The following is a 22447-nucleotide window of genomic DNA, read 5'->3' on the forward strand; positions in this document are numbered from 1 at the left end:
CTCACTCGCGATCGAGCTCATACGAAGCGGTGCTCACCGCAGTGGCCCCGATGAGCTCGTTCGCGCGCTGTCGCATCTGCGCCAGGGCCGCGGTGTCGCCTGACGCTTCGAGCCACGCGAGTGCCGGTTCGTAGGCATCCGACAGGTGGTAGCCGATCGGACTGTCTGCCTCGACCAGGCTGTCGATCTCAATGAGCGTGCCGCCGTTCGAGAGCTGCTGGCCGCCGGCGATGTTCGGCACGATGTCCTGCGCGAGCTGGATCTGCGTCCAGTTGAGGTCATCGGGTGTGTCGACCCAGCCCGTCGGCGCCCCATAGGTGGTCAGCGAGTTCACGTTGAAGGTGCCGTTCGCGGCGACCAGGGTGGTTGCCATGCCTCCCTGCGAGTACCCGAAGAGGTCGACGTCGTCGCCTGGCTGGATGCCCGCATCCAGCATCGCCTGCTCGAGTCCGAATGCTGTGCCGTAGAGCTGATCGGCGCTCGCGGCATTCTCGAGGTTCGACTGCAGATCGAACGCGGATTCGCCGTCGCCCATCGACCAGTTCTGGGTTCCCTGCACGAACACCTGGTAGCGGATGCTGCCGTCGGGCATCTCGTAGGCGTTGATCACGATGTCGTCGGCCTGCGAGACGATCTGGTCGAAGCCGTCTGCGTAGCCGGCGACGGGCTCCGGTGCGTCGGCCGAAGCATGGTGACTCGTGGCCTCGGTCTGACGGGGCGTAATGCGGTTCATGCCCAGCCGTGTGCCTCCCGTGGCGATGGGCAGCAGCAGCGCGAGGATCGTCTTGATGCCATCCATGTCTTCGCCCCCGTACGGCACGCCGCCCAAGGTCGACAGCACGAAGTTGTCGACGCCACTGGCGATCCAGCCGCCGATGTCGACCAGGGTCGGGTCTTCGACTGCGGCCATGAGCATCTGGCCGAGGTAGGGCCCGAAGGCTGACTGCAGCGTCTGCCACGCAGAGTCGAGCAGCGCCTGCACCGGGTTGATGACCTGCTGCAGGATGGGCCCGGCGATGGGATTCGCGAGCACCTGGTCGAACGCCCAGCCGAGCGCAGCCGCCCACCCGGTGAGGCCGGCGCCTCCGAGCAGCGCGCCGAGCACGAGCGGCCGAAGCATGGTGCCCATGAACGAGCCGACCACGTCTGACAGCGAGTCGATCTGCGCATGCACGAACGCCTCGGCGTCACTGTAGGCGGCCCCCGCCCAACGGGTCGCGAAGGCGTGCGTCGCCAGCCGCCTCGCGAGCTGATCTGCGAGCGTCACGACCAGCTCGACCTGCCGATCGGCGAGCGTTGCTGGCCCCACGCCCGGGGCGGCCGCTGCGCACGATGGGGCGGCGAGCGCCATCGAGCGCGCACGAAGCACACCGTCGACCGTATTGAACAGGGCGCTCGCGAGGACTTCGTGGGTTGCGTCGCCTGAGCCGTAGGCGCTCACGGCACGACCTGGATCTGCTCGGCTGCGATCCGGGCGGCATCGACAGCCTCGTCGATCTCGGTGCGCAGCTGATCGGACCGAGTCCGCCAGAGATCGCTCGCGGGGCCGAACCAGTCGACTGCCATCACCGGCATGTGGCGACTCGCGCCTTCGAGCGCGGCCTTGCACTGGTGCAGCAGGGCTGCTGCCTGATCGAGTTCGACCGGCCGAGAGGAGACTGGTGTGTGCGTCATGAAGACGATGGTGCGGCGCACGGCGGCACCCGCGCATCCGTTCAGACGCAGTTGTGGAGACCTGCTCCTGTGGGGAGCGACCTGCGACTAGTCGGTGCCGTAGGCGGGCGACGAGGGAGGAGCGGTGTCTTCGCCGTCGGAGCCCTCGTCCTCTTCGTCGTCGTCTTCGATGTCTTTGACGATCGCGTCGGTGCGCGAGCGAAGTGCGCTCAGGCGAGACTCGAGATCGGCCTGGGCATCCTGCCACTTCTGCTCGTACGCGACCTGCAGCTCTTCGAGGTCGGCCTGCGAGGGCAGGTTGAGTGCTCGAAGGCGCTCCTGCTGCTCTGCAGGGCTCAGGTCGTCGGGTGTCGCGAGGATGGCCCCGATCTTGCCGCTCAGCTCGATGAGCTGGTCCATGTCGAGATTCGGCTCGTTCACGTGATCCTCCAAAGGATGTCTGCGTCACCCATTGTGCCAAAGACCCGGTGACGAGTCACTGGGAACCTGACAGAATGGGGGAGTGACACTTGAGCGTCAGTTGGCCGAGTCCGATGCCTTTCGCATCGCGTTCGTCTGCACCGGCAACATCTGCCGCTCTCCGATGGCAGAAGCGGTGCTCCGCGCCCGCGCCGAGAAGAAGGGTGTCAGCGACCGCCTGATCGTGGCCAGCGGCGGCATCGGCGACTACCACGTGGGCGAGCCTGCCGACCCGCGAACCCTGCGTGCGCTCGCGGGCATCGGCCTGAACGCCGAGGGTCACAGAGCCAAGCGATTCCAGCGCGACTGGTTCGACCTGTTCGACCTGGTCATCGCGCTCGACCGCGGGCAGGAGCGCGTGCTGCTCACGATGGCCACGCCCGAGCAGAAGTCGAAGATCAAGCTGCTGATGTCGTTCGAGCATGACGCCGAGACGCTCGACGTGCCCGATCCCTACTACTCTGACGAAGAGTTCTTCGTCGACGTGCTGCACCAGATCGAATCAGCCAGCCGCAGACTCTTCAAGCAGATCAAGCCCGCGCTTCGCGCGCCCACGCCGGCCAACGGCAGCAACACACAGGAGCAAGCATGACGTTTCCCGCCCAGCCGATCTCGCCCCTCGACGGTCGATACGCATCGCAGGTCGGCGCGATCGGCAATCACCTCTCAGAGGCGGGTCTGAACCGTGCCCGCGTGCACGTCGAGGTCGAATGGCTGCTGTTCTGCGCATCCAACTCGCTCTTCGGCACCCCGGCGATCGAAGACGCCGATGCTCAGACGCTGCGCGACTGGGCCGCGGCATTCGGGCAGGACGAGATCGACTGGCTCGCCGAGAAAGAGCGCGTCACCCGCCACGACGTGAAGGCCGTCGAGTACCTCGTGCGCGAGCAGCTGCAGCGGATGGGCCTGTCGTCGCACGCAGAGGCAGTGCACATCGCCTGCACGAGCGAGGATGTCAACAACCTCTCCTATGCCCTGACGATCGACGCGGCAGTCCGCGACGAGTGGCTGCCGCGCTTCGACGGCGTCATCGAGCAGCTGCGCGCGCTCGCGACCGAGCACCGCGACCAGCCGATGCTCTCGCACACGCACGGCCAGCCCGCAACGCCGACCACGCTCGGCAAGGAGTTCGCCGTCTTCGCGTGGCGCCTCTCGCGTCAGCGCGACCGCATCGCATCGGTGCAGCCGCTCGGCAAGTTCGCCGGCGCCACCGCAACGTTCTCTGCGCACGAGATCGCGCATCCGGGAGTCGACTGGCCCGCGCTCGCGACCGAGTTCGTCGCTGGGCTCGGCCTCACCTGGAACCCGCTCACGACGCAGATCGAGTCGCACGACTGGCAGGCAGAGCTCTACCAGGGCATGTCGCACGCCGGCCGCATTCTGCACAACCTGGCAACCGACATCTGGACGTACATCTCGATGGGGTACTTCACGCAGATTCCCGTCGAGGGCGCGACGGGCTCGTCGACGATGCCGCACAAGATCAACCCGATCCGCTTCGAGAACGCCGAGGCGAACCTCGAGCTCGCAAGCGCAGTGCTCGACTCGCTGGCCGAGACGCTCGTCACGAGCCGCCTGCAGCGCGACCTCACCGACTCGTCGGCGCAGCGCAACATCGGCGTGGGCTTCGGTCACTCGATGCTGGCGCTCGACAATCTTGCGAAGGGCCTTCGCGAGTTCAGCATCAATGCGGATGCGCTGGCGGCGGATCTCGACGGCAACTGGGAGGTGCTGGCCGAGGCGATTCAGACCGTCATCCGCGCCGAGGTGCTGGCAGGCCGCTCATCGATCAGCGACCCCTACGCCCTGCTGAAGGAACTCACGCGCGGACACCGCATCGGCGCATCCGATCTCGTCTCGTTCGTCGACGGTCTCGAGATCTCAGACGACGCGAAGGCTCGCCTGCGCGACCTGACGCCCCACACGTACACGGGCATCGCCGGCGGCCTCGTCGACCGCATGCCCTGAGGCGCTCAACGCTGTATGCGCAAGGCTGACTAGAGGCCAGTCGCCTCGATCATCTCGCGCAGGAAGATCACTGTTCTGACCCGCTCAGCCGCGTCGCAGGCTATTGCCTAGCTCAGACACAACGCACACGGGGACTTCTACTCGGTGCGCTCTCAAGGTTGCTCGCCTACTGTCTTACATTGGAGGAAAGACTATGGCGATCAATTTGCCCGGCGAGCTGTCGTGGGTGCTCAACATGCTTGGCTTCGACTGGCCCGAGATCGATGAGGACGAACTTCGCCTTGCTGCCGACTACGTGCGGCAGTTCGACGAAGACCTGACTTCGATGCTCAACAAGGTCGAAGGCTCAGTCACAAGCGACATCGCAACTGCGTTCGAGTCGAAGGCTTCCTCTGCAGTGCAAGAGGCCTGGACCGAGAATCGCACGAGCAACCTCAACAAGCTGGTCGAGCTGCTGGATCCTGCCGCGGTCGGCATGGAGCTGATCGCTTCGACGGTCGAGGCGCTCAAGCTGAAGGTGATCGCCGAGCTCGTCATCACGGCAGCTCAGATCGCTGCGGCCGTCGCCAGCTCGTTCGTGACCTTCGGTCTCGGCGCTGCAGCAAACGTCGCGCTGATCGCAGCCCGCAAGAAGGCGATGACTTTCGCGGTCAACGTGATCATCGAGCAGATCCTGCTGCAGGTCATGGACATCTTCGAGGACCAGATCGCAAATGGCATGTCGACCCTCATCGGTCGAATCCTCGACTCACCCGTCACGCAGAACGTGGCCGGTGACCCGACTTCGTACCAGGCTGACGTCGAGGCTCTCGAGCAGATCGCGAGCGACATGGATTCGGCCGGTACCGACTTTGAACGCGTCTCGGACGACTTCACGACCAAGATGAGCTCACTCGAGATTTTCACAGGGGTGTAACCATGAGCATCGGCAGAGAAATGAAGGAGATCGCGCAGCGTGCAGCGCGTCCGCTGCTCAAGAACATCGGCGATGCCGGTCCCGCGATCAAGGGCAAGACAGACGATCTGGCCAGTCACGCTCGGCGATCCGCATCGGGCACGAAGAAGCTCGACAACACCGACCCGAACCTCAAGAAGCGCGGTCGTGCTCCCGGTCAGAAGAACAACCCCAACGGCCCGAACGAGTACGACGTGCACTTTGAGTTCACGCTCAAGAAGACTGACTGGCCCCGCAGCCGAAGCGTTCACTTCAACAGATCCAACGAGGCTCTCGAGAACGCGATGAAGAACAACAAGGAGCTGCGTGAACGGCTGAGCTCCATCGACCCTGATATCGAAACACGGGTCGACCGAACTGGTGGCCGCAAAAACCCCGATCCCAACGAGTTCATCTGGAACCACGCGCACCCGGGCGTTGTAGGCGGTCGCAATGGCGTGATGGAACTCGTGCTCAAGAACCAGCACACGCCGGGCTCGCGGTGGTGGAACATCTTCCATCCGGGCAACAAGGGCGGCTTCTTCTTCTGGGGCAAGAAGTGAGCCGAGGGCGTTAGGCTTTCACCGAGCAAACAGCCGCACGAGCCGATGAACACCTGGGGGGCAATGCATGAGTCACGAAGACCGCTATGACGGAAACCCGATGCTGCGACTGATGGACTCGTATGTCCTCGACGCGATCGGTGTTCTCGACGGCAAGACGGCTGAGTCGCTCAGTGAACAGGCTCCCATGCTGGCAGACGCACTTGACATCGAGCAGGGCACCTGGCAGGAAGTCGTTGAGCGCTCCATGGGCATGCCTGCTGACTCCAAAGAGACGCTGGCAGCAGCCTGGCAGCAGTATCAGGTGGAGTATGCCCAGCACGACGAGCCCGCTGACCCGATAGCGTTCGCGCACATGATGGTCGATCGCGCCACGGCGGCGTAACCACGAACCGGAACTGGTTGGCGGGGCGTTCGACAGCGAGGGGAAAGCGATGAGTCGCAACTACTGGTTCACCGATCGATACGGCGTGCAGAGCGCAGACAGCCCAGAACTCTCGGCATTCGGCCCGCTCCTTGATGCGGTCGCCGATGTGGGTCCCGACGAAGACTTCGCCACGGTCAGCATCGAGGACGAACACGGATGGGCGGTGACATTCGGCGCCGGATGGGCCGATTTCGAGAACGTCACCGAAGACGCTGAGCAGTTCGCAACGGTGGCCGTTGAGCGAGACGACGCCCTCGGAGTTGCCGAAGACTTCGTGCGAGGCGACATCGACGACCTGCGCAGCCGCTGGCCGCTTGCGGATGCTGACGACACCGAACCCGCAGCAGCAGAAGCGTCGGACGACATTGGCGTGTTCCTGGCCGCTCTCGGCGAGGGCATTTACTCTGAGGCCGGCTTCGCCGTGCAGCGCCTCGCGGGGCCGACATTCACGCAGGACACGATGCCCGAAGGCGACCTCTTCATCACCTTTCCCGAAGGCGGCGTCTCGGTGAATTACGAGGGCGACGAGCCGCAGGCGGTTGCCGTCTTCGTGTTCATCCAGCCGACAGAGCGTGTCGACGCCTATCCGGCGCCAGACCAGCTGATCAGCGGCCTGCGGCTTTCGACTGCTGGGCGCGCAGATGTCGCCGAGCACTTCGGTGAGCCGGCGCGCTCAGGCGGTGCGTTCGACGTGTTCGCCGTCGACGACCGCTTCCTGCACTTCGAGTACAGCTCCGAGGGTCAGCTGAAGATGGTCACAGCAATGCTGAGTGGGCCAGGCTTCTGATCAGCGCTTGCGCTGGCGGCGCTTGCCGAAGATGGGGCGCGTGATCAGCGTGATCAGACCCGTCAGAATCGCGATGAGGAACGCCCCGAGGATGCCCCAGAGGTAGCTGTCGATGCGCAGGCCCCAGCCGAGGCCCTCTGAGATCCAGTGCACGATCATGAGCAGCAGGCCGTTCACGAAGAACGACACGATGCCGAGCGTGAGCAGATAGATCGGGAACGCCACGATGCGAATCAGGTTGCCGAGGGTGGCGTTGATGATGCCGAATGCGAATGCCACAGCAAGGTAGGTCAGGGCGAGCTGCCACTGCTCTCCGCCGAAGTTCACGATGCTGAGACCGGGCAGGAGCATGCTGACTAGCCACGTGGCAATGGCAGTGAAGACGACTCTGAGCGTGAAGCGCATACAGCCATTGTGACACTGCATATGCTTCTTTCGCGGCGTGAAAGGGCATAGCCTTGACCCGTGGCAGTACGAATTCGCGAGTCAATCGACCGGCTTCCGGCTTATCGTCCAGGCAAGCCGGCACCCGCAGACGCCTTCAAGCTCTCGAGCAACGAGAACCCCTTCCCGCCCCTGCAGGCAGTGATCGACGAGATCACGGCGGCCGCGGCATCCATGAACCTGTATCCCATTCCGGATGCGCGTCCTCTTCGCGAGGCGCTCAGCAGGCTCTACCAAGTCGACCATGAGCGCATCGTGATCACGCACGGCTCGGTCATGGGCCTGCAGCAGCTGATCAGTGCGGTGGCCGGCCCCGGCGACGAAGTCGTCTACGCGTGGCGCTCGTTCGAGGCCTACCCGCTGCTGACCCAGCTCGCCGGTGCGACCTCGGTGCAGGTGCCGCTGCTGCCCGACAGCGCTCACGACCTCGACGCGATGATCGACGCGATCACCGAGAACACCAAGGTCGTCATCGTCTGCTCGCCCAACAACCCCACGAGCAACATCATCACGCAGCAGCAGTTCGACGACTTCGTCGCGCGCGTGCCCGACCACGTGCTCGTGCTGCTCGACGAGGCGTACATCGAGTTCGTGCAGGAGCCCACGGTCGACGGCATCGCAGCCCAGGCCGAGCACCAGAATGTGGTCGTGCTGCGCACCTTCTCGAAGGCATACGGCCTCGCAGGCCTCCGTGTCGGCTACTCGATGGGCGACCCGCGCATCCTGAACGCGGCCTTCAACACGGTCGCACCGTTCGCCGTCGACAACATCGCCCAGCGCGCGGCGCTCGCGGCACTCGAGTCGGCTGGCGAGGTGTTCGCACGCGTCGAGTCGATCGCCGACCAGGCAGCTGACATCTTCGAAGAGCTCACTTCACGCGGTGTGCAGCTGCCCAAGCCGCACGGCAACTTCATCTGGATCGCCGCATCCGGTGTCGACCCCGAACGCGTGCAGGAAGTGCTTGCGCGCCACGGCATCGTCGCCCGCGCGTTCCCGGAGGGCGTGCGCATCTCGATCGGCGACCCCAAGTCGAAGCAGCGCGTCATCGACGCAGCAGAGGAGATCAGCCGACTCTCATGACGCGAACGCAACTGCTGGCTGCCGACGGCACTGAGGTGCGCAGCGACGAGAACGAACGCCACTGGGCTGTCGCCGACGCCCTCGACGACGAGACCAGGCTCGGCATGCTGCGCGAGATGGTCGTGACTCGAGCGCTCGACACCGAGGCCGGCAACCTGCAGCGGCAGGGCAAGCTCGGCCTCTGGGCTCCCTCGCTCGGCCAGGAGGGCGGCCAGGCCGGCGTCGGCTTCGCCATGCGCCCGCAGGACACCCTGTTTCCGAGCTATCGCGAGCACCTCATGGCGCGGATGCGCGGCGTTCGGTTCGAGCAGATCATCGACATCTTCCGCGGTTCGACGCACGGCGGCTGGAATCCCGCAGAGACCCAGAACTGCCGCCTCTACTCGCTGGTGATCGGCACGCACGCCCTGCACGGCACCGGCTACGCGATGGGCATCCGGTTCGATGAGGAAAGCGGCAGCGGCGACGTCGACCGTGACGAGGCAGTCGTCATCTGCTACGGCGACGGCGCATCGAGCCAGGGCGACGCGAGCGAGGGCCTCGTCTTCGCGAACACCTACGAGACGCCGACGCTGTTCATGGTGCAGAACAACAAGTGGGCCATCTCTGTGCCGTCTTCGACACAGTCGCGCACCTCGCTGGCGACCCGCGCATCCGGCTTCGGACTCGATGCGGCAGAGGTCGACGGCAACGATGTGCTCGCCTCGTATGCCGTCGCTCGCCAGATGCTCGACGAGGCTCGCACCAAGAACCGCCCGCAGTACCTCGAGCTCGACACCTATCGCATGGGCGCGCACACCACGAGCGACGACCCCACTCGCTACCGCACCCGCGACGAAGAAGAGGCGTGGAGGCAGCGTGACCCGATCGAGCGGATGCGCGCACACCTGCGTTCGCGCGGTGCCACGGATGCGCAGATCGCCAGTGTCGACGAAGAGGCTCGGGATGCCGCGGCCGCAGTGCGCGGTTACACGATGACCGCGGGCTCGCCGTCGAGCGACGAGATCTTCGACTTCGTGTTCAGCGAGGGCAACGAGTCGCTCGAAGAGCAGAAGCTCGCGCTTGCGCGCTTCGAGGCAAGCTTCGGGGGTGACGCATGACTGAGCAGCTTCCGATCGCTCGCGCCCTGAACCTGGCGATGCGCGACGCCATGACGGCCGACGACAAGGTCGTGCTGATGGGCGAGGACATCGGCGACCTCGGCGGCGTCTTCCGTGTCACCGACGGCCTCAAGGCAGACTTCGGCGACCGCCGCGTGCTCGACACGCCCCTTGCCGAGTCGGGCATCATCGGCACCGCGATCGGCCTCGCGATGCGCGGATACCGGCCGGTGTGCGAGATCCAGTTCGACGGCTTCGTCTACCCGGGCTTCGACCAGATCGTGTCGCAGCTTGCCAAGCTCACCAACCGGCACCGCGGCACGCAGCCGTTCCCGGTCGTCATCCGAATCCCGCACGGCGGGCACATCGGCGCGATCGAGCACCATCAGGAGTCGCCTGAGGGCTACTTCGCCCACACGGCAGGGCTGCGCGTCGTCGCACCCTCGACCGCCAACGACGCCTACTGGATGATGCGGCAGGCGATCGAGTCAGACGACCCGATCATCTTCATGGAGCCCAAGGCCAAGTACTGGACGAAGGGTGCGGTCGACACGACTGCGCCCGCGCATCCGCTGCACGCTTCGGTCGTTGCGAAGCCGGGCGAACAGGTCACGCTCGTCGGCCATTCAGCGATGGTGCACGTGCTGCTGCAGGCCGCCGCGATCGCCGAGGGTGAGGGCATTTCGTGCGAAGTCATCGACCTGCGATCGGTGGCGCCCGTCGACTATCAGCCCGTTGTCGACAGCCTCCGCAAGACCGGCCGCTGCGTCGTGGCGCAGGAGGCGCCGGGCCACGCGTCGATCGGGTCAGAGGTAGCCGCAACACTGATGGAGCGCTGCTTCTACTCGCTTGAGGCTCCCGTGCTGCGGGTGAGCGCGTTTGACGCACCGTTCCCGCCGTCACAGCTCGAGTCGATCTATCTGCCCGATGCCGATCGCGTGCTTGACGCGGTCGATCGGGTCTTGGCTTACTAGGAGGATCACCATGCCAGAGTTCTTGCTGCCGGATCCCGGCGAAGGCCTCACAGAGGCCGAGATCGTCACGTGGCGTGTTGCCAAGGGCGACACGGTTGCGGTCAACGACGTGATCCTCGAGATCGAGACCGAGAAGTCTCTTGTCGAGTTGCCGAGTCCGTTTGCCGGCGTCGTCGACGAGCTGCTGGCTGAGGTCGGCGACACCGTGGCTGTCGGGTCACCGGTCATTCGAATCGGCGGCGACGACGAGATGACGGATGCGCAGAGCGATACCCTGCAGACCATTTCAGACGAGGGCGAGGGCGGCGGTGCGGTGCTCGTCGGCTACGGCGTGCGCGACGCGCCCTCGACCAGGCGACGCAAGCCGCGCACGGTGCAGAATCCGCCCGAGGCGAAGCGACCCGAGGTTCCGAAGTCGATGCCTGCGGTCGGTGCGTCGCCAGTCATCGCGAAGCCGCCCATCCGCAAGCTCGCGAAAGACCTGGATGTCGACCTCGCGCAGGTGGAGGGCACCGGTGTCGCCGGTGAGGTGACCCGCGAAGACGTCGTCGGTGCTGCCAAGCAGGCCAGCGTGTTCAAGAACCTCGAGGCGCCCGAGTGGTCGGGGGAGCGCGATGAGCGGATTCCCGTCAAAGGTGTGCGCAAGGCGATCGCCAAGGGCATGGTCGACTCGGCGTTCACCGCGCCGCACGTGTCGGTGTTCGTCGATGTCGATGCGACGCGAACGATGGAGTTCGTGGCGCGCCTCAAGAAATCGGTCGACTTCGCAGACGTCAAGGTGTCGCCGCTGCTGATCATGGCCAAAGCGATTCTGTGGGCTGTTCGACGCAACCCGCATGTCAACTCGACGTTCACGGGCGACGAGCTCGTCGTGCACCACTACGTCAACCTCGGCATCGCGGCAGCCACGCCTCGTGGACTGCTCGTGCCGAACGTGAAAGACGCGCAGGACATGTCGCTGCTCGAGCTCGCGAAGGCGCTGCAGAACCTCACGACGACTGCCCGCGACGGCAAGACGCAGCCGGCAGACATGCAGGGCGGCACGATCACGATCACGAACATCGGCGTATTCGGCATGGACACCGGCACGCCGATTCTGAACCCTGGCGAGACGGCGATCATGGCGCTCGGCACGATCAAGCAGAAGCCCTGGGTCGTCGACGGCGAGGTGCGTCCGCGCTTCGTCACGACTGTGGGCGGCTCGTTCGACCACCGAGCGATCGACGGCGACATCGTGAGCCGCTTCGTGGCCGATGTCGCGTCGATTCTCGAAGAGCCTGCGCTGCTGCTCGACTGACTGCGGGGGCACTGTGCGATTCCGACCCCTGGCCGAAGCCGACATCGCGATGGCGGCGGGCTGGTCTGACGATCTCGGCCTGCGCGTGGACAGGTGGCGGGATGCCCACACGCGGTCAGCCGTAGCCGTCGACGCAGGAGATCGTGTTGTCGCAGTCGGCATGATGTGGACTTCTCGCATGCACGGCAACGCATACTGGCTGGATGTTGCGGTGGTGCCTGACCGCAGGCGCGAGGGCTTGGGCACGACGATGGTGCATCATCTCGCGAGCCTCAGACACGAGAATCTGCCACTCAAGAATCGTGGGTTCGAGGGCGATGTCGGGCTTGCCTTCGCGGATGCTCTGGGCGCCCGGACCGTGCAGGTCGTGCCGCCGTTCACGGTGAGCGTGTCGCGGCGTCACAGCCTTTCGGCGCTGGGTCAGCACTGGCGAGGATCGCTGGTCTCGGCATCCGCCTTGTCAGTTCAAGACGTCGAGACCGCGAATGCCGAGACCTACGAATGGACTCACGAGCACTGGAGCCCGGTCGGGCCAGGTTTCGCCAGCGCCGTGAACGACGGGCTGTGGGAAGACCTGAATATCGAAGCGACTGTGTTCGCTCTTGATGAGGCGGGGCAGATTGCGGCCAGTGCCATGGTCTATGCCGAAGACGAGCGCCCGCTGATCGTGACCGAGACGACGAGCCGAGAGCAGCAGCTGGGCGAAGCGGCAGTGGCCGCGTGCGTGCACGAGGCGCTCAGTCGGCTTGCAGCCAGGGGCGTCGACGAGATCGACTTCGACGGACACGTTTCAGATCCGCATTTCATGCCGGTGCTCGCGAGGCTCTCGCCGACGGGACGCTGGTTTCGGCTGTTCGAGCTCGTGCCCGATGAGGCGATCCGGCGCACCGTCTGACACAGAGTGGACTGTGGCTCGTTTACCGTGAAGGTCGACGCAATTGTGACGTGCGGGGGCCACTCTCGCCGGCTGAAGGAAGTTCCCTCGGGCAATGGATCAGGGGCGACAAGCAGACGTTTCGCCTGAGCGAAGAGACACGGGCGACAGTGACAGTCCGTCACTATTGCTTGGATTCCAAAACTATTGGATGTCCACCGATAGTGTGGTGACGCATGACCAGTTTCTCGCCGATTCGACCCGATGCAGGCTCCGATGCCGCTCGTGGCTGGAGCGAGATTCTGCAGCAGCTGCAGGGCGAGATCCCGATGCTGGCTGACGAGTTCGTCGACGAGATCAGCGACAAGGACTGGTACGTGCAGTACCGAATCGCTTCGAGCGATCTGCGGACAACGGCCACCGAGACCCTCGAGCTGCACATCGCCAGGCTGCTCGGTGCCCCTGAACCACCCCAATCCCTTGGTCATCTGGAGCGCCTCGCAACGCGACGGGCTCAGCAGGGCGTGCCGCTCCCGTCGCTCCTGCGGGCCATGCGACTCGACTTCCGCATCCTGCTGCACAGGCTGCAGGCTATTGCCGACGAGGCGGGAGTCACGTTGGCTGCCGACCACGCGACGCTCGTGCTCGACACTGTCGAGGCCCACATCGACGCCCTGCGAGACGCGTATCAGGATGCCGCGATCAGTCTTGATGTTCACTCCGACGAGTACCGGTCGAGGATCGTCGCCCGCCTGTTCAGCGACGACCCCCTGACAGAGAACGACATCGACTTCATCTCGAGCAGGCTCGGCCTGCGCACCCACGCGAACTACGAGGTGATCGCGGCCGTCGGCGACGCGATCCCATCGCTCATGAAGCGGTACGGCACTGACGAGCGCGTGTTCATCTTTCAGAGCATGCACGCGGTCGTGCTGTTCCGCGAGCAGGCAGTGCCCGGAAAGTGGCGCCGAGAGGCCGGCGGACGCGGCGGCTATGTGGGCGATGTCTCGGGAGTCGCCGGCATTCCGCATGCCGTGCAGGTCGCACTCGAGATCGCACAGCATGTTCCGAGCAAGCCGATCATCTTCGCGACCGAGCGCGACGTGTGGGCAACGGCTGCGCGAAAGCACATGGCGAGGGTGTTCCCGCGGCATTCGGCGCACATCCGAAACACGCTGCAAGAGCTGCCCGAGTCCGACCGATCGCTCATCCTGGAATGCACGCGCGAGTACATGCGCACGGGGTCTGTGAAGGTCACGTCAGAGCGGCTGTACTGCCACCGCAACACGGTCATCAAGCGCCTCAAGACGTTCTTCGACGTCACCGGATACGACCCCACGGTGCCGCGCGACGCCGCGTGGATCTACATCTCACTGTCGTCGTAACCGGTCATATCGCAGCGTGTGCACTTGCACTCGCTGCAGTCATTCGCGAGTGACATCGCCACCAAATGGGGCGATCGGCTTGGTGACCCAACTGCCGCCCTGTTGTAGTTGGGCAACGAAGCGAACATGTTCGTTTCCCCTCGGATCTCCATCCGCAGGGCAAAGAAGCCCAGCACGGTCCCCGTGCAACGAACCGATGAGGTTGCAGCATGACTGAATCTGACAGCGAGACTCGCGGTGGTGCCCTCTGGGGCGCACGTTTCGCGGGTGAGCCCGCCCCCGCACTCCGAGCACTCTCGAAGTCCCCTGACTACTACTTCCGCCTGCTGGGCGACGACATCCAGGGGTGCATCGCGCACTGCCGTGAGCTCGAGCGCGTCGGCCTCCTGACCGCCGGCGAATCGAATGTGATCCTCGAGCATCTTGAGGGCATCCGCGCCGACTGGCAGAACGGCTCGCTGCTTCGCGACCCGGCGGCTGAAGACGTGCACGGATTCATCGAGCAGGAGCTCATCAGACGAGCTGGCGACGTCGGCGGCAAGCTGCGCGCCGGTCGCTCACGCAACGACCAGACCGCGAACGACCTCCGGCTGTTCATGCGCCGTGAGGCCGGAATCATCCGTGCCGAGGTCCGCGACCTGGCCAATGCCTTCATCGAGCAGGCAGAAGCGCACGCTGAGACTGTGTGCCCCGGGTTCACGCACCTGCAGGCCGCGCAGCCCATCACCTTCGGCCACCAGCTCATGGCGCACGTGTTTCCGCTGCTGCGCGACCTCGACCGACTTGCCACGTGGGATGCGCGGCACGCTGTCTCGCCGCTCGGCGCGGCTGCGCTGGCGGGCTCGGGTGTCACTCGCGACACTGACGCTATGGCAGTTGACCTCGGCTACGACCGCAGCTTCGACAACTCGATCGACGCAGTCTCAGCGCGCGACCACGTCTCGGAGTTCGTCTTCATCCTGACGCAGCTCATGACGCACATCTCGCGCTTCGCCGAAGAGCAGATCCTGTGGTCGTCGCAGCAGTTCGGCTGGATCAGGCTCGACGACTCGTGGTCGACGGGCAGCTCGATCATGCCGCAGAAGAAGAACCCCGACATCGCAGAGCTCTCGAGGGGCAAGGCCGGCACCATGCTCGGCATCCTCACCGGCGCGATCTCGATTCAGAAGGGTCTTCCGTTCGCATACAACCGCGATCTCTTCGAAGACAAGTACGCGGTGCTGCACGCGGTCGACCTCGTGCACCTCGTGCTTCCTGCCCTGACCGGCTCAGTGCAGTCGATGCACGTGCAGGCCGATGTGATGCGCCGCCAGGCGACCTGGGGCTACACGCTCGCGACCGATGTCGCCGACCGCCTCAGCCTTGCAGGCGTTCCCTTCAGGGAGGCCCACGAGATCGTCGGCGCACTGGTCAAGGCATGCGAGGAGCGCGGCATCGACATCCCAGAGATCGAAGCCGACCTGCTCGGCGAGATCGACGAGCGACTCGACCTCGAGTACATCAAGGGCCTGACCGTCGAGGGCTCGATCGGGCACCGGTCAGCACGCGGATCAACACACCCGGATCGCGTCCGCGAGCAGATCGTGACAGCACGCGAAGCCGTGGCAGCGGATGCCGCCGGACACGAAGGAGGGCGGTAGCGCATGACTGCCGAGGGACTCACAGCAGCGGTCGACACACGCAGTCAGGTCGCCGCATTCGAACGCAAGAAGCGTCCGGTCATCGTCCAGTGGGCGACTGCGGTCGTGGCCATCGCCTTCCTCGTCTTCGTCGTGGTCGGCTTCATCCAGGGAAACATCAACTGGTCGACGGTCGGCCAGTACCTGTTCAGCCCAGCCGTGTTCGAGGGTCTGCTCAACACGGTCTGGATGACATTCCTGGCGATGGGCATCGCGATTGTCGTCGGAACCGGCATGGCGATCATGCGCATCACACCCAACGCCGTTCTGCAGCGGGTCAGCAAGTTCTACATCTGGTTCTTCCGAGGCATCCCGCAGCTGCTCCAGCTCTACCTCTGGTACAACCTCGCACTGATCTTCCCGACACTCGGCATCCCAGGCGTGCTCTCGGTCAACACGATCGACATCATGACGCCTCTGCTGGCCACGGCACTCGGCCTCGGCCTGTGCCAGGCGGCGTACGTCGCAGAGGTCGTGCGTGCAGGCATCATCTCGGTCGACCAGGGGCAGGTCGAAGCTGCTGAATCGATCGGCATGAAGTACTCGCAGGTGCTCGCCCGAGTCGTGCTTCCTCAGGCGATGCGAGTGATCATCCCGCCCGTCGGCAACTACTTCATCAGCATGGTGAAGCTGACGTCGCTGGCTTCGGCGATCCAGTTCTCGGAGATGCTCTACAACGTGCAGACGATCTACTTCGTCAACGGTCAGGTCATGGAGCTGCTGATCGTCGCCGCCTTCTGGTACCTCATCGTGATCACTGTGCTGACGTCGGTGCAGGGCCGTATTGAGACCTACTTCTCGAAGGGAACGGTTCGCACCGTGACCAAGAAGAAGCCCAAGAACCGACACAAGACGGGAGCATGACCATGCGAGAGTCCAATGACTACATTGTGGATGCGCGCAACATCACCAAGGACTTCGGCGACTTCCGGGCACTCGACGACGTGAGCCTGCAGGTGAAGCAGGGTGAGGTCGTCTGCATCCTGGGCCCATCCGGATCCGGCAAGAGCACGCTGCTGCGCTGCCTCAACCACCTCGAGCGCCCCAACGAAGGGGCCGTCTGGATCGACAACGATCTCATCGGCTACAAGGAGGAGAACGGCGTTCTGCGCGAGCTCTCCAGTGCGGCGCTCGCGAAGCAGCGCACGAAGCTGGCCATGGTGTTCCAGCGATTCAACCTATTCGGCCACCGGACCGCGCTCGAGAACGTGACCGAAGGACCTGTCCAGGTGCTCGGTGTCTCGCAGGCAGAGGCGAAGCGCAAGGCGCTCGAGCTGCTGAAGCGAGTCGGCCTGTCAGACAAGGCGAAGAACTACCCCAACGCTCTGTCCGGCGGGCAGCAGCAGCGAGTCGCCATCGCCCGTGCACTCAGCATGGAGCCGACGGTGATGCTGTTCGACGAACCCACCTCTGCCCTCGACCCTGAGCTCGTCGGAGAAGTGCTGCACGTGATGAAGTCGCTCGCTCAGAGCGGCATGACGATGGTCGTCGTCACGCACGAGATCGGATTCGCGCGCGAAGTCGCCGACCGCATCGTGTTCATGGACGAAGGCAAGGTCGTGCTCGACGACACCGTGACCGAAGTGCTCAACTCAACCAACCCAAGGGCTCGAGACTTTCTCGATGCCGTCCTGTAAGACTCGAAGGAGAGTGCAATGAAGAAGAACAAGACGCTTTTGGCTTTCGGAGCCATCGGAGCCCTGCTGCTGACCAGCTGTGCCAGCGGCGGAGATGCCGAGCAGAGCGGTGACGCCACGGGCGACGACGCGACGCAGACGGTCATCTTCTCGACCGGAACGCAGTTTCCGCCCATGGGCTATGTCGAAGGCGGCGACCTCATCGGCTTCGACATCGACCTGGGCAACGCCCTCGCAGAGCGAGCAGGCGTCGAGGTCGAGTGGGCCGAGAGCGAGTTCAGCCAGTTCCTGGCGGACGTGAACTCCGGCCGCAGCAACGCTGTGCTCGGCGCGATGCTCGACACCCCCGAGCGACAGGAGACCCTGACCTGGGTCGACTACCTCGAGAGCGGATTCCAGTTCTTCACCATGAAGGACACCGCTGACGAGCACGGCATCAGCGGGATCGAAGACCTCTGCGGCCTCACAGTCGCCGCGAGCCGCAACTCAACATACGCCGGTTCGATCAACGACTGGAGCGCAGAGAACTGCGACGGCGACGACATCACGGTGCTCGACACCGACGGTTCGCCGGATGCACTGCTGCAGCTGCGCCAAGGACGCGCGCAGGCAGTGATGCAGACCAGCGAGGCGATCGCATACATCGCGTCGCAGGACGAGAAGATCATGCCGGTCGGCGACCCCATCACCAGTGCGTTCTACGGCATCGGATTCCCCAAGGGCGACCCGATGGTCGAGCAGTTCCAGACCGCGCTCGAAGAGCTGATCGCCGATGGCACGTACGCCGAGATCGCCGCTGAGTGGGGCCTCGACGCACAGACCGTCGACCAGGTGACGATCAACCTCGAAGGCCTATAGGGGCGATGGCCGTGACGAATGCAGACCAGTCGAGCGGAGCCTTCCGCGAATTCGCTCCGGACCCTGACCGGGCGTTCGCCATCGCGCGCGAGCTGCTCTCGATTCCCAGCTTCAAGGGCGAAGAGGCAGAGCTTGCCGCATGGGCGAACGCACGGCTCACGGAGATGGGCTTCGAGACTGAACTGCAGACGCTGCGGCCTGGCCAGGCTCAGGTGATCGCGACCTCGCATGTGAGCGACTCGCGACCCACCCTGATGCTGAACGGCCACCTCGACATCGATCCGCTGCGCTCGAACTGGACGACAGACCCGTTCGAAGCGCGGCTCGAGGGCAACCTGCTGATCGGTGCAGGCGCCCGAAACATGCAGGGCGGCCTCGTGTCTATCCTGCTCGCAGCAGAGGCGCTCGTGAACCAGCGCGATCGTGCGAATCTCACGATCGCGCTGGTCGCGGGCGAGCTGCAGGGCGGTCTCGGCACGACGCACGCCCTCGAGCGCGGGCTGAGCGCAGACCTCGCGATCGTGCCCGAGCCGTTCGGCGTCGACAACCTGGTCACCGACACGTGGGGCGTCATCGAATTCGCCATCGTCGTGCAGGGGCTCTCCGACCACATCTCGAAGCTGCACCTTGCGAAGAACCCGCTTCCGGTCGCCATCGACCTGAGGGCTGCGCTGCTCGAGCGGGTCGCTGACAGGTTCGGATCCGGCGAGACGGCAAAGCTGCTGTTCAACATCGGCGGCTTCATCGCTGGAAGAGGCGATGAGTACTCCTTCAATGCCGCCAACTACTCGCCCGACAGGGCTGCGCTGCTCATCGACGTGCGCCACACGGTCGACATCTCGTCAGAAGACGTGATGCGCTTCTTCGACGAGATCGTCGCTGAGGCCGCTGCAGACGCGGCCGACGCTGGCATCTCTGTCGCGCTCCAGAGCGGCAGCACCGACATGTACCGACTCAATGAGATCAACTTTCCGGCATACAACGCGAATCTGCCGGCTGAGCTTGAGCAGTACCTCAACGATCGCCGCCGGGAATCGCTCGGCGAGCCCTTCGCGCAATCCGGAACCGTGTATCCGCATTCCTACTGCGGCGCAGACACGTCGCACATGGGAAACGCCGGAATCCCCAGCGTGCTGGTCGGTCCGATCGGGCCTGCGCCGACTCCCGGCATCGGCGACGATGCCGTGTTCTTCGATGAGGTGCTCGAGACTGCGACGTATATGCACGAAGTGGCATGCACGCTGGACTGGGCGGCTCTCGGGCGTTCGCAGTGAACCGCGTCGAGAGGCTGGCTGCCTTCGTCCATGCGACCCACGCAGGTGACATTCCCGACGATCTGCGTCAGAAGATCAGGGTGCACCTGGTCGACACGATCGCTGCGGGCGTCGCCGGATCGACATCCCCTGAAGCATTGCGGATGCGCGAGGCAGGGCAGGGCAGTCTGCGCGGCAGGGTCATGGCTCACGGGGTCGCTGCGCATGTGCTCGAGCTTGACGACACCGGCGGCTGCGACCACTCGGGGGTTGCCGTGGTGCCTGCTGTCGTCGGCCTGCTCGATGCGCAGTCAGAGACAACGCTCGACGAGGCGGTGACAGCAGTCGCGCTCGGGTACGAGGTCGCTCGTCGTGTGCAGTTCTACCTCGGCGGCTACCCGAAGCTCAATGCGCGCGGGTGGCACTCGACTCCCGTGTGCGGGCCGATCGGATCGGCGGCCGCGGGCGCGAAGCTGCTCGGACTCGACGCGGCCGGAATCGCTGACGCAATGGGAATCGCATCGTCGATGATGGCCGGCACCTGGTCGTTCAAGACCGGCGGAGGTGACAACAAGTCGCTGCACGGAGGCCTCGCTGCGGCCAGCGGTGCCGAAAGCGCCTGGCTTGCGAAGCACGGGGTGCAGGGCACGCGTGACATCTTCGAAGACGTCTGGGGCGGGCTCGGGCAGGTCTATGCAGCCGGCGAACCAGACGCGGAGGCGCTGACAGCAGACCTCGGCAACAGGTGGGTCGCCTATGACGCCTCGATCAAGGCGTTTCCGAGCTGCGCGAGCTCACACCGCCTGATTCAGCTGGCAGAGCGGCGGCTGGTGGCCGAGCAGCTCGACCTCGACTCGATCTCGCGAATCGTCATCACACTCAGCCCACTCGTGGCTGACATGTGCGGTGAGACACGAATGTCGCGCCTCGAAACGTTCAGGCAGCGGCAGCTGAGCATTCCCTACGGCATCGCTCTGACACTGACACAAGGCTCTATGACCTTCGACGGACTCTTTGCGCAGCCCAGCGCAGAGACCACACTGGCAGCGCTGCTCGAGAAGACAGAGGTGGTCGTCGACGAGTCGATTCTGAGCGCCCACGGCGAGGGCACAGTGTCGGTGCACAGCGGGTCGAGGGTTGAAGCGTTCACGACCGACTCTGTTGCCGACCCGCGTTGTAACATCACCAGCATCGAGCAGGTGCTCGACAAAGCCGAGGGCATGCTGCGAAGCGTCGCCATGGAAGAGCGCTTCGAGCCGCTGCTGCAGCTCGCCAATGCACCCGGCACCGCGCTCGCGGCACCGTTCTTCGCTCGAATCTGAAGCTAGGCTGGCACGCATGAGAGTCGTCATCGCAGGAGCAACCAGCGCACTTGGCATCGCAACGGCAGCAGCCCTCACCGAGGCGGGCCACGAAGTCGTCGCCGTCGGCCGCAGCGCTGAGCGCCTCGAGCAGGTGCAGGCCGCCGAGCGCGTGGCCGCAGACCTAGCAGACTTCGCCGCAGTGCAGCAGCTTGCCGAGCAGCTCGGCGCAGTCGACGGGCTCGTGCACCTGGTCGGCGGATGGCGCGGCGGGGGAGGCCTCGCGGGCCAGAGCGACGAAGACTTCGACTGGCTCGAGACAAACGTGCTGACGGCCCTGCGCAACACCACGCGTGCGTTCGCAGCGGCGATCGGCGCATCCGCCGCCGGCCGCATCGCGATCGTGTCGACGACGGGCCTCGAGAAGCCGACAGCGGGCAACGCGAGCTATGTCGCCCTGAAGGCGGCTGCCGAGACGTGGCTGCAGGCCGTCGGCCACGAACTGCGCGAGACGCCGGCCGAAGTGCACATCACCCGCGTGAAGGCGCTCGTCACCGAGCAGGAGCGCATCGACAGCCCCGAGCGGAAGTTCCCCGGCTACTCCGACGTCACCGATGTCGCGGCCGAGCTCGCGGGCCTGTTCGCCTGACTTTGAAAACGGTTATCGTTTAGAGTAACGTGTGCTTGTGAAGTTCAAGCGCACCGCAACTCTGGCTCCGATCGCCGCAATCGCCATCGGCGGGCTGGCACTGGCCGGATGCTCGGCTGAAGCAGTCGAGTCCGACGGGCTTTCGGTCGTCACGACGACCACGCAGGTGGGAGACATCACGAGCAGCGTCATCGGCGACACTGCCGAGATCCACCAGCTGCTCGACCCAGGCGAGTCGGCGCACTCCTATGACCCGACGCCCGAGTCGCTGCAGGCGCTCGCGACCGCCGACGTGCTCGTCATGAACGGCGCGGGGCTTGAGAGCTGGCTGCAGCCGGTGCTCGAATCGAGCGGCTTCGACGGCCAGGTGATCGACGCATCCGAGAACGTGCAGCCGCTCGAAGGCGACCACAGCGATCACGATCACGGCGACGAAGACCACGGTGACCACGAGCACAGCGACGACGAAGCCGACCCGCAGGCACACACCGACCCGCACATCTGGACCGACCCCCACAACGTCGAGGCGATGACCGCCACGATCGCGGCAGGGCTGGCTGAGGCCGCGCCCGAGTCGGCTGACGTCATCGAACAGAACGCAGCCGCCTACGCCGACAAGCTCGCGGCACTCGACGCCTGGATGCACGAGGCATTCGAGACGGTGCCGGTCGAAGATCGCCTGCTCATCACCAACCACAACACCTTCGGCTACCTCGCGGCCGCCAATGACATCACGATCGTCGGCAGCGTGCTTCCGGCCTTCGACGACAACGCCGAGGTCAGCGCCGCCGCCATCGACGCACTGGTCGCAAGCATCAAGGAGACCGGCGCCAAGGCCGTCTTCTCAGAGACGCAGCTCGACGCCCAGCTCGCCGAGACCATCGCCAACGAGGCCGGCATCGAGGTGTACTCGGGCGAGCAGGCGCTGTACACGGATGCGCTGGGCGCGGCAGGCACAGACGGCGAGACGTACATCGGCAGCCAGGTGCACAACACCTCGCTCATGGTCGAGGCCTGGGGCGGCTCTGCTCCCGACGTGCCCGAAGAACTGAAGTAGGAGCCTCATTCTGCACACTCTCGTCAGCATCGAAGACGCCAGCATCG

Annotated in this window: 24 protein-coding genes; 20 read left to right on the plus strand and 4 right to left on the minus strand. The window is 64.9% G+C overall.

Annotated elements, in window-relative coordinates:
• Position 1: 1 nt before the first annotated feature.
• The 3 genes from CZ674_RS00355 to CZ674_RS00365 all read right to left on the minus strand — a co-directional run bounded on the left by CZ674_RS00355 (position 2) and on the right by CZ674_RS00365 (position 2094).
• Positions 2 to 1441: a hypothetical protein gene (locus CZ674_RS00355; RefSeq protein ID WP_086989957.1), complete on the minus strand. Its 1440-nt coding sequence runs from the start codon at positions 1439 to 1441 to the stop codon at positions 2 to 4.
• Entirely contained in the window at positions 1438 to 1674 is a 237-nt protein-coding gene (locus CZ674_RS00360; protein ID WP_143244572.1) for a hypothetical protein, read from the minus strand. The genes CZ674_RS00355 and CZ674_RS00360 overlap by 4 nt, the downstream gene beginning before the upstream one ends.
• An 87-nt stretch (positions 1675 to 1761) precedes the next feature.
• On the minus strand, positions 1762 to 2094 hold the full coding sequence (locus tag CZ674_RS00365; RefSeq protein ID WP_086989961.1) for a hypothetical protein: 333 nt from the start codon (positions 2092 to 2094) through the stop codon (positions 1762 to 1764).
• Positions 2095 to 2176: 82 nt separating this feature from the next.
• Between CZ674_RS00365 and CZ674_RS00370 the strand changes: the two genes are divergently transcribed.
• From CZ674_RS00370 to CZ674_RS00395, 6 genes are all read left to right on the plus strand, one after another.
• The gene (locus CZ674_RS00370) at positions 2177 to 2725 is read left to right on the plus strand and encodes a low molecular weight protein-tyrosine-phosphatase (protein WP_200810017.1); all 549 of its coding nucleotides are present in this window, start codon (positions 2177 to 2179) and stop codon (positions 2723 to 2725) included.
• On the plus strand, positions 2722 to 4101 hold the full coding sequence (gene purB / locus CZ674_RS00375; protein WP_086989964.1) for an adenylosuccinate lyase: 1380 nt from the start codon (positions 2722 to 2724) through the stop codon (positions 4099 to 4101). Before CZ674_RS00370 ends, purB begins: the two co-directional genes overlap by 4 nt.
• Positions 4102 to 4294: 193 nt before the next feature.
• Positions 4295 to 5017 carry a WXG100-like domain-containing protein gene (locus tag CZ674_RS00380; protein WP_086989967.1) on the plus strand — a complete coding sequence of 241 codons (723 nt, stop codon included), beginning with the start codon at positions 4295 to 4297 and terminating at the stop codon, positions 5015 to 5017.
• 2 nt (positions 5018 to 5019) lie between these two features.
• On the plus strand, positions 5020 to 5598 hold the full coding sequence (locus CZ674_RS00385) for a hypothetical protein (RefSeq protein WP_086989969.1): 579 nt from the start codon (positions 5020 to 5022) through the stop codon (positions 5596 to 5598).
• Between the two features lie 67 nt (positions 5599 to 5665).
• Positions 5666 to 5983, plus strand: coding sequence for a hypothetical protein (locus CZ674_RS00390; RefSeq protein ID WP_086989972.1), 318 nt, complete (start codon positions 5666 to 5668; stop codon positions 5981 to 5983).
• Between the two features lie 49 nt (positions 5984 to 6032).
• Positions 6033 to 6812: a hypothetical protein gene (locus CZ674_RS00395; protein ID WP_086989976.1), complete on the plus strand. Its 780-nt coding sequence runs from the start codon at positions 6033 to 6035 to the stop codon at positions 6810 to 6812.
• Here the strand turns inward: CZ674_RS00395 and CZ674_RS00400 are convergent, their stop codons facing one another.
• Positions 6813 to 7217, minus strand: a complete 405-nt coding sequence (locus tag CZ674_RS00400; RefSeq protein ID WP_086989979.1) for a phage holin family protein — start codon at positions 7215 to 7217, stop codon at positions 6813 to 6815.
• 60 nt (positions 7218 to 7277) lie between these two features.
• Here CZ674_RS00400 and CZ674_RS00405 point away from each other — a divergent pair, with 60 nt between their 5' ends.
• The 14 genes from CZ674_RS00405 (at position 7278) to CZ674_RS00470 (ending at position 22400) form a co-directional block, all read left to right on the plus strand.
• On the plus strand, positions 7278 to 8336 hold the full coding sequence (locus CZ674_RS00405) for a histidinol-phosphate transaminase (RefSeq protein ID WP_086989982.1): 1059 nt from the start codon (positions 7278 to 7280) through the stop codon (positions 8334 to 8336).
• The gene (locus CZ674_RS00410) at positions 8333 to 9436 is read left to right on the plus strand and encodes a thiamine pyrophosphate-dependent enzyme (protein WP_086989985.1); all 1104 of its coding nucleotides are present in this window, start codon (positions 8333 to 8335) and stop codon (positions 9434 to 9436) included. The genes CZ674_RS00405 and CZ674_RS00410 overlap by 4 nt, the downstream gene beginning before the upstream one ends.
• The gene (locus CZ674_RS00415) at positions 9433 to 10410 is read left to right on the plus strand and encodes an alpha-ketoacid dehydrogenase subunit beta (protein ID WP_086989988.1); all 978 of its coding nucleotides are present in this window, start codon (positions 9433 to 9435) and stop codon (positions 10408 to 10410) included. The genes CZ674_RS00410 and CZ674_RS00415 overlap by 4 nt, the downstream gene beginning before the upstream one ends.
• Positions 10411 to 10414: 4 nt before the next feature.
• The gene (locus tag CZ674_RS00420) at positions 10415 to 11707 is read left to right on the plus strand and encodes a dihydrolipoamide acetyltransferase family protein (RefSeq protein WP_086990246.1); all 1293 of its coding nucleotides are present in this window, start codon (positions 10415 to 10417) and stop codon (positions 11705 to 11707) included.
• A 13-nt stretch (positions 11708 to 11720) separates the two neighbouring features.
• Entirely contained in the window at positions 11721 to 12602 is an 882-nt protein-coding gene (locus tag CZ674_RS00425) for a GNAT family N-acetyltransferase (protein WP_086990249.1), read from the plus strand.
• Between the two features lie 215 nt (positions 12603 to 12817).
• Entirely contained in the window at positions 12818 to 13966 is a 1149-nt protein-coding gene (locus CZ674_RS00430; RefSeq protein WP_086989992.1) for a helix-turn-helix domain-containing protein, read from the plus strand.
• Positions 13967 to 14175: 209 nt separating this feature from the next.
• A complete protein-coding gene (argH, locus tag CZ674_RS00435; protein WP_086989995.1) occupies positions 14176 to 15606 on the plus strand; it encodes an argininosuccinate lyase in 1431 nt (476 codons plus the stop codon).
• A gap of 3 nt (positions 15607 to 15609) precedes the next feature.
• Positions 15610 to 16509: an amino acid ABC transporter permease gene (locus CZ674_RS00440; RefSeq protein ID WP_086989998.1), complete on the plus strand. Its 900-nt coding sequence runs from the start codon at positions 15610 to 15612 to the stop codon at positions 16507 to 16509.
• Positions 16506 to 17282 carry an amino acid ABC transporter ATP-binding protein gene (locus CZ674_RS00445; protein ID WP_441356718.1) on the plus strand — a complete coding sequence of 259 codons (777 nt, stop codon included), beginning with the start codon at positions 16506 to 16508 and terminating at the stop codon, positions 17280 to 17282. The genes CZ674_RS00440 and CZ674_RS00445 overlap by 4 nt, the downstream gene beginning before the upstream one ends.
• 18 nt (positions 17283 to 17300) lie before the next feature.
• A complete protein-coding gene (locus CZ674_RS00450; RefSeq protein ID WP_086990001.1) occupies positions 17301 to 18140 on the plus strand; it encodes a transporter substrate-binding domain-containing protein in 840 nt (279 codons plus the stop codon).
• Between the two features lie 11 nt (positions 18141 to 18151).
• Positions 18152 to 19414 (plus strand): M20 family metallopeptidase, encoded by a 1263-nt coding sequence (locus CZ674_RS00455; protein WP_159456842.1) that lies wholly within the window; start codon positions 18152 to 18154, stop codon positions 19412 to 19414.
• The gene (locus tag CZ674_RS00460) at positions 19375 to 20715 is read left to right on the plus strand and encodes an MmgE/PrpD family protein (protein ID WP_086990007.1); all 1341 of its coding nucleotides are present in this window, start codon (positions 19375 to 19377) and stop codon (positions 20713 to 20715) included. Before CZ674_RS00455 ends, CZ674_RS00460 begins: the two co-directional genes overlap by 40 nt.
• A gap of 16 nt (positions 20716 to 20731) precedes the next feature.
• Positions 20732 to 21343 (plus strand): SDR family NAD(P)-dependent oxidoreductase, encoded by a 612-nt coding sequence (locus CZ674_RS00465; protein ID WP_086990011.1) that lies wholly within the window; start codon positions 20732 to 20734, stop codon positions 21341 to 21343.
• Positions 21344 to 21380: 37 nt separating this feature from the next.
• Complete coding sequence (locus tag CZ674_RS00470) at positions 21381 to 22400, plus strand: metal ABC transporter substrate-binding protein (RefSeq protein ID WP_159456843.1); 1020 nt, start codon at positions 21381 to 21383, stop codon at positions 22398 to 22400.
• Positions 22401 to 22447: the final 47 nt, after the last annotated feature.

Source organism: Agrococcus casei LMG 22410, from assembly GCF_900163565.1.
Lineage (GTDB): Bacteria > Actinomycetota > Actinomycetes > Actinomycetales > Microbacteriaceae > Agrococcus > Agrococcus casei.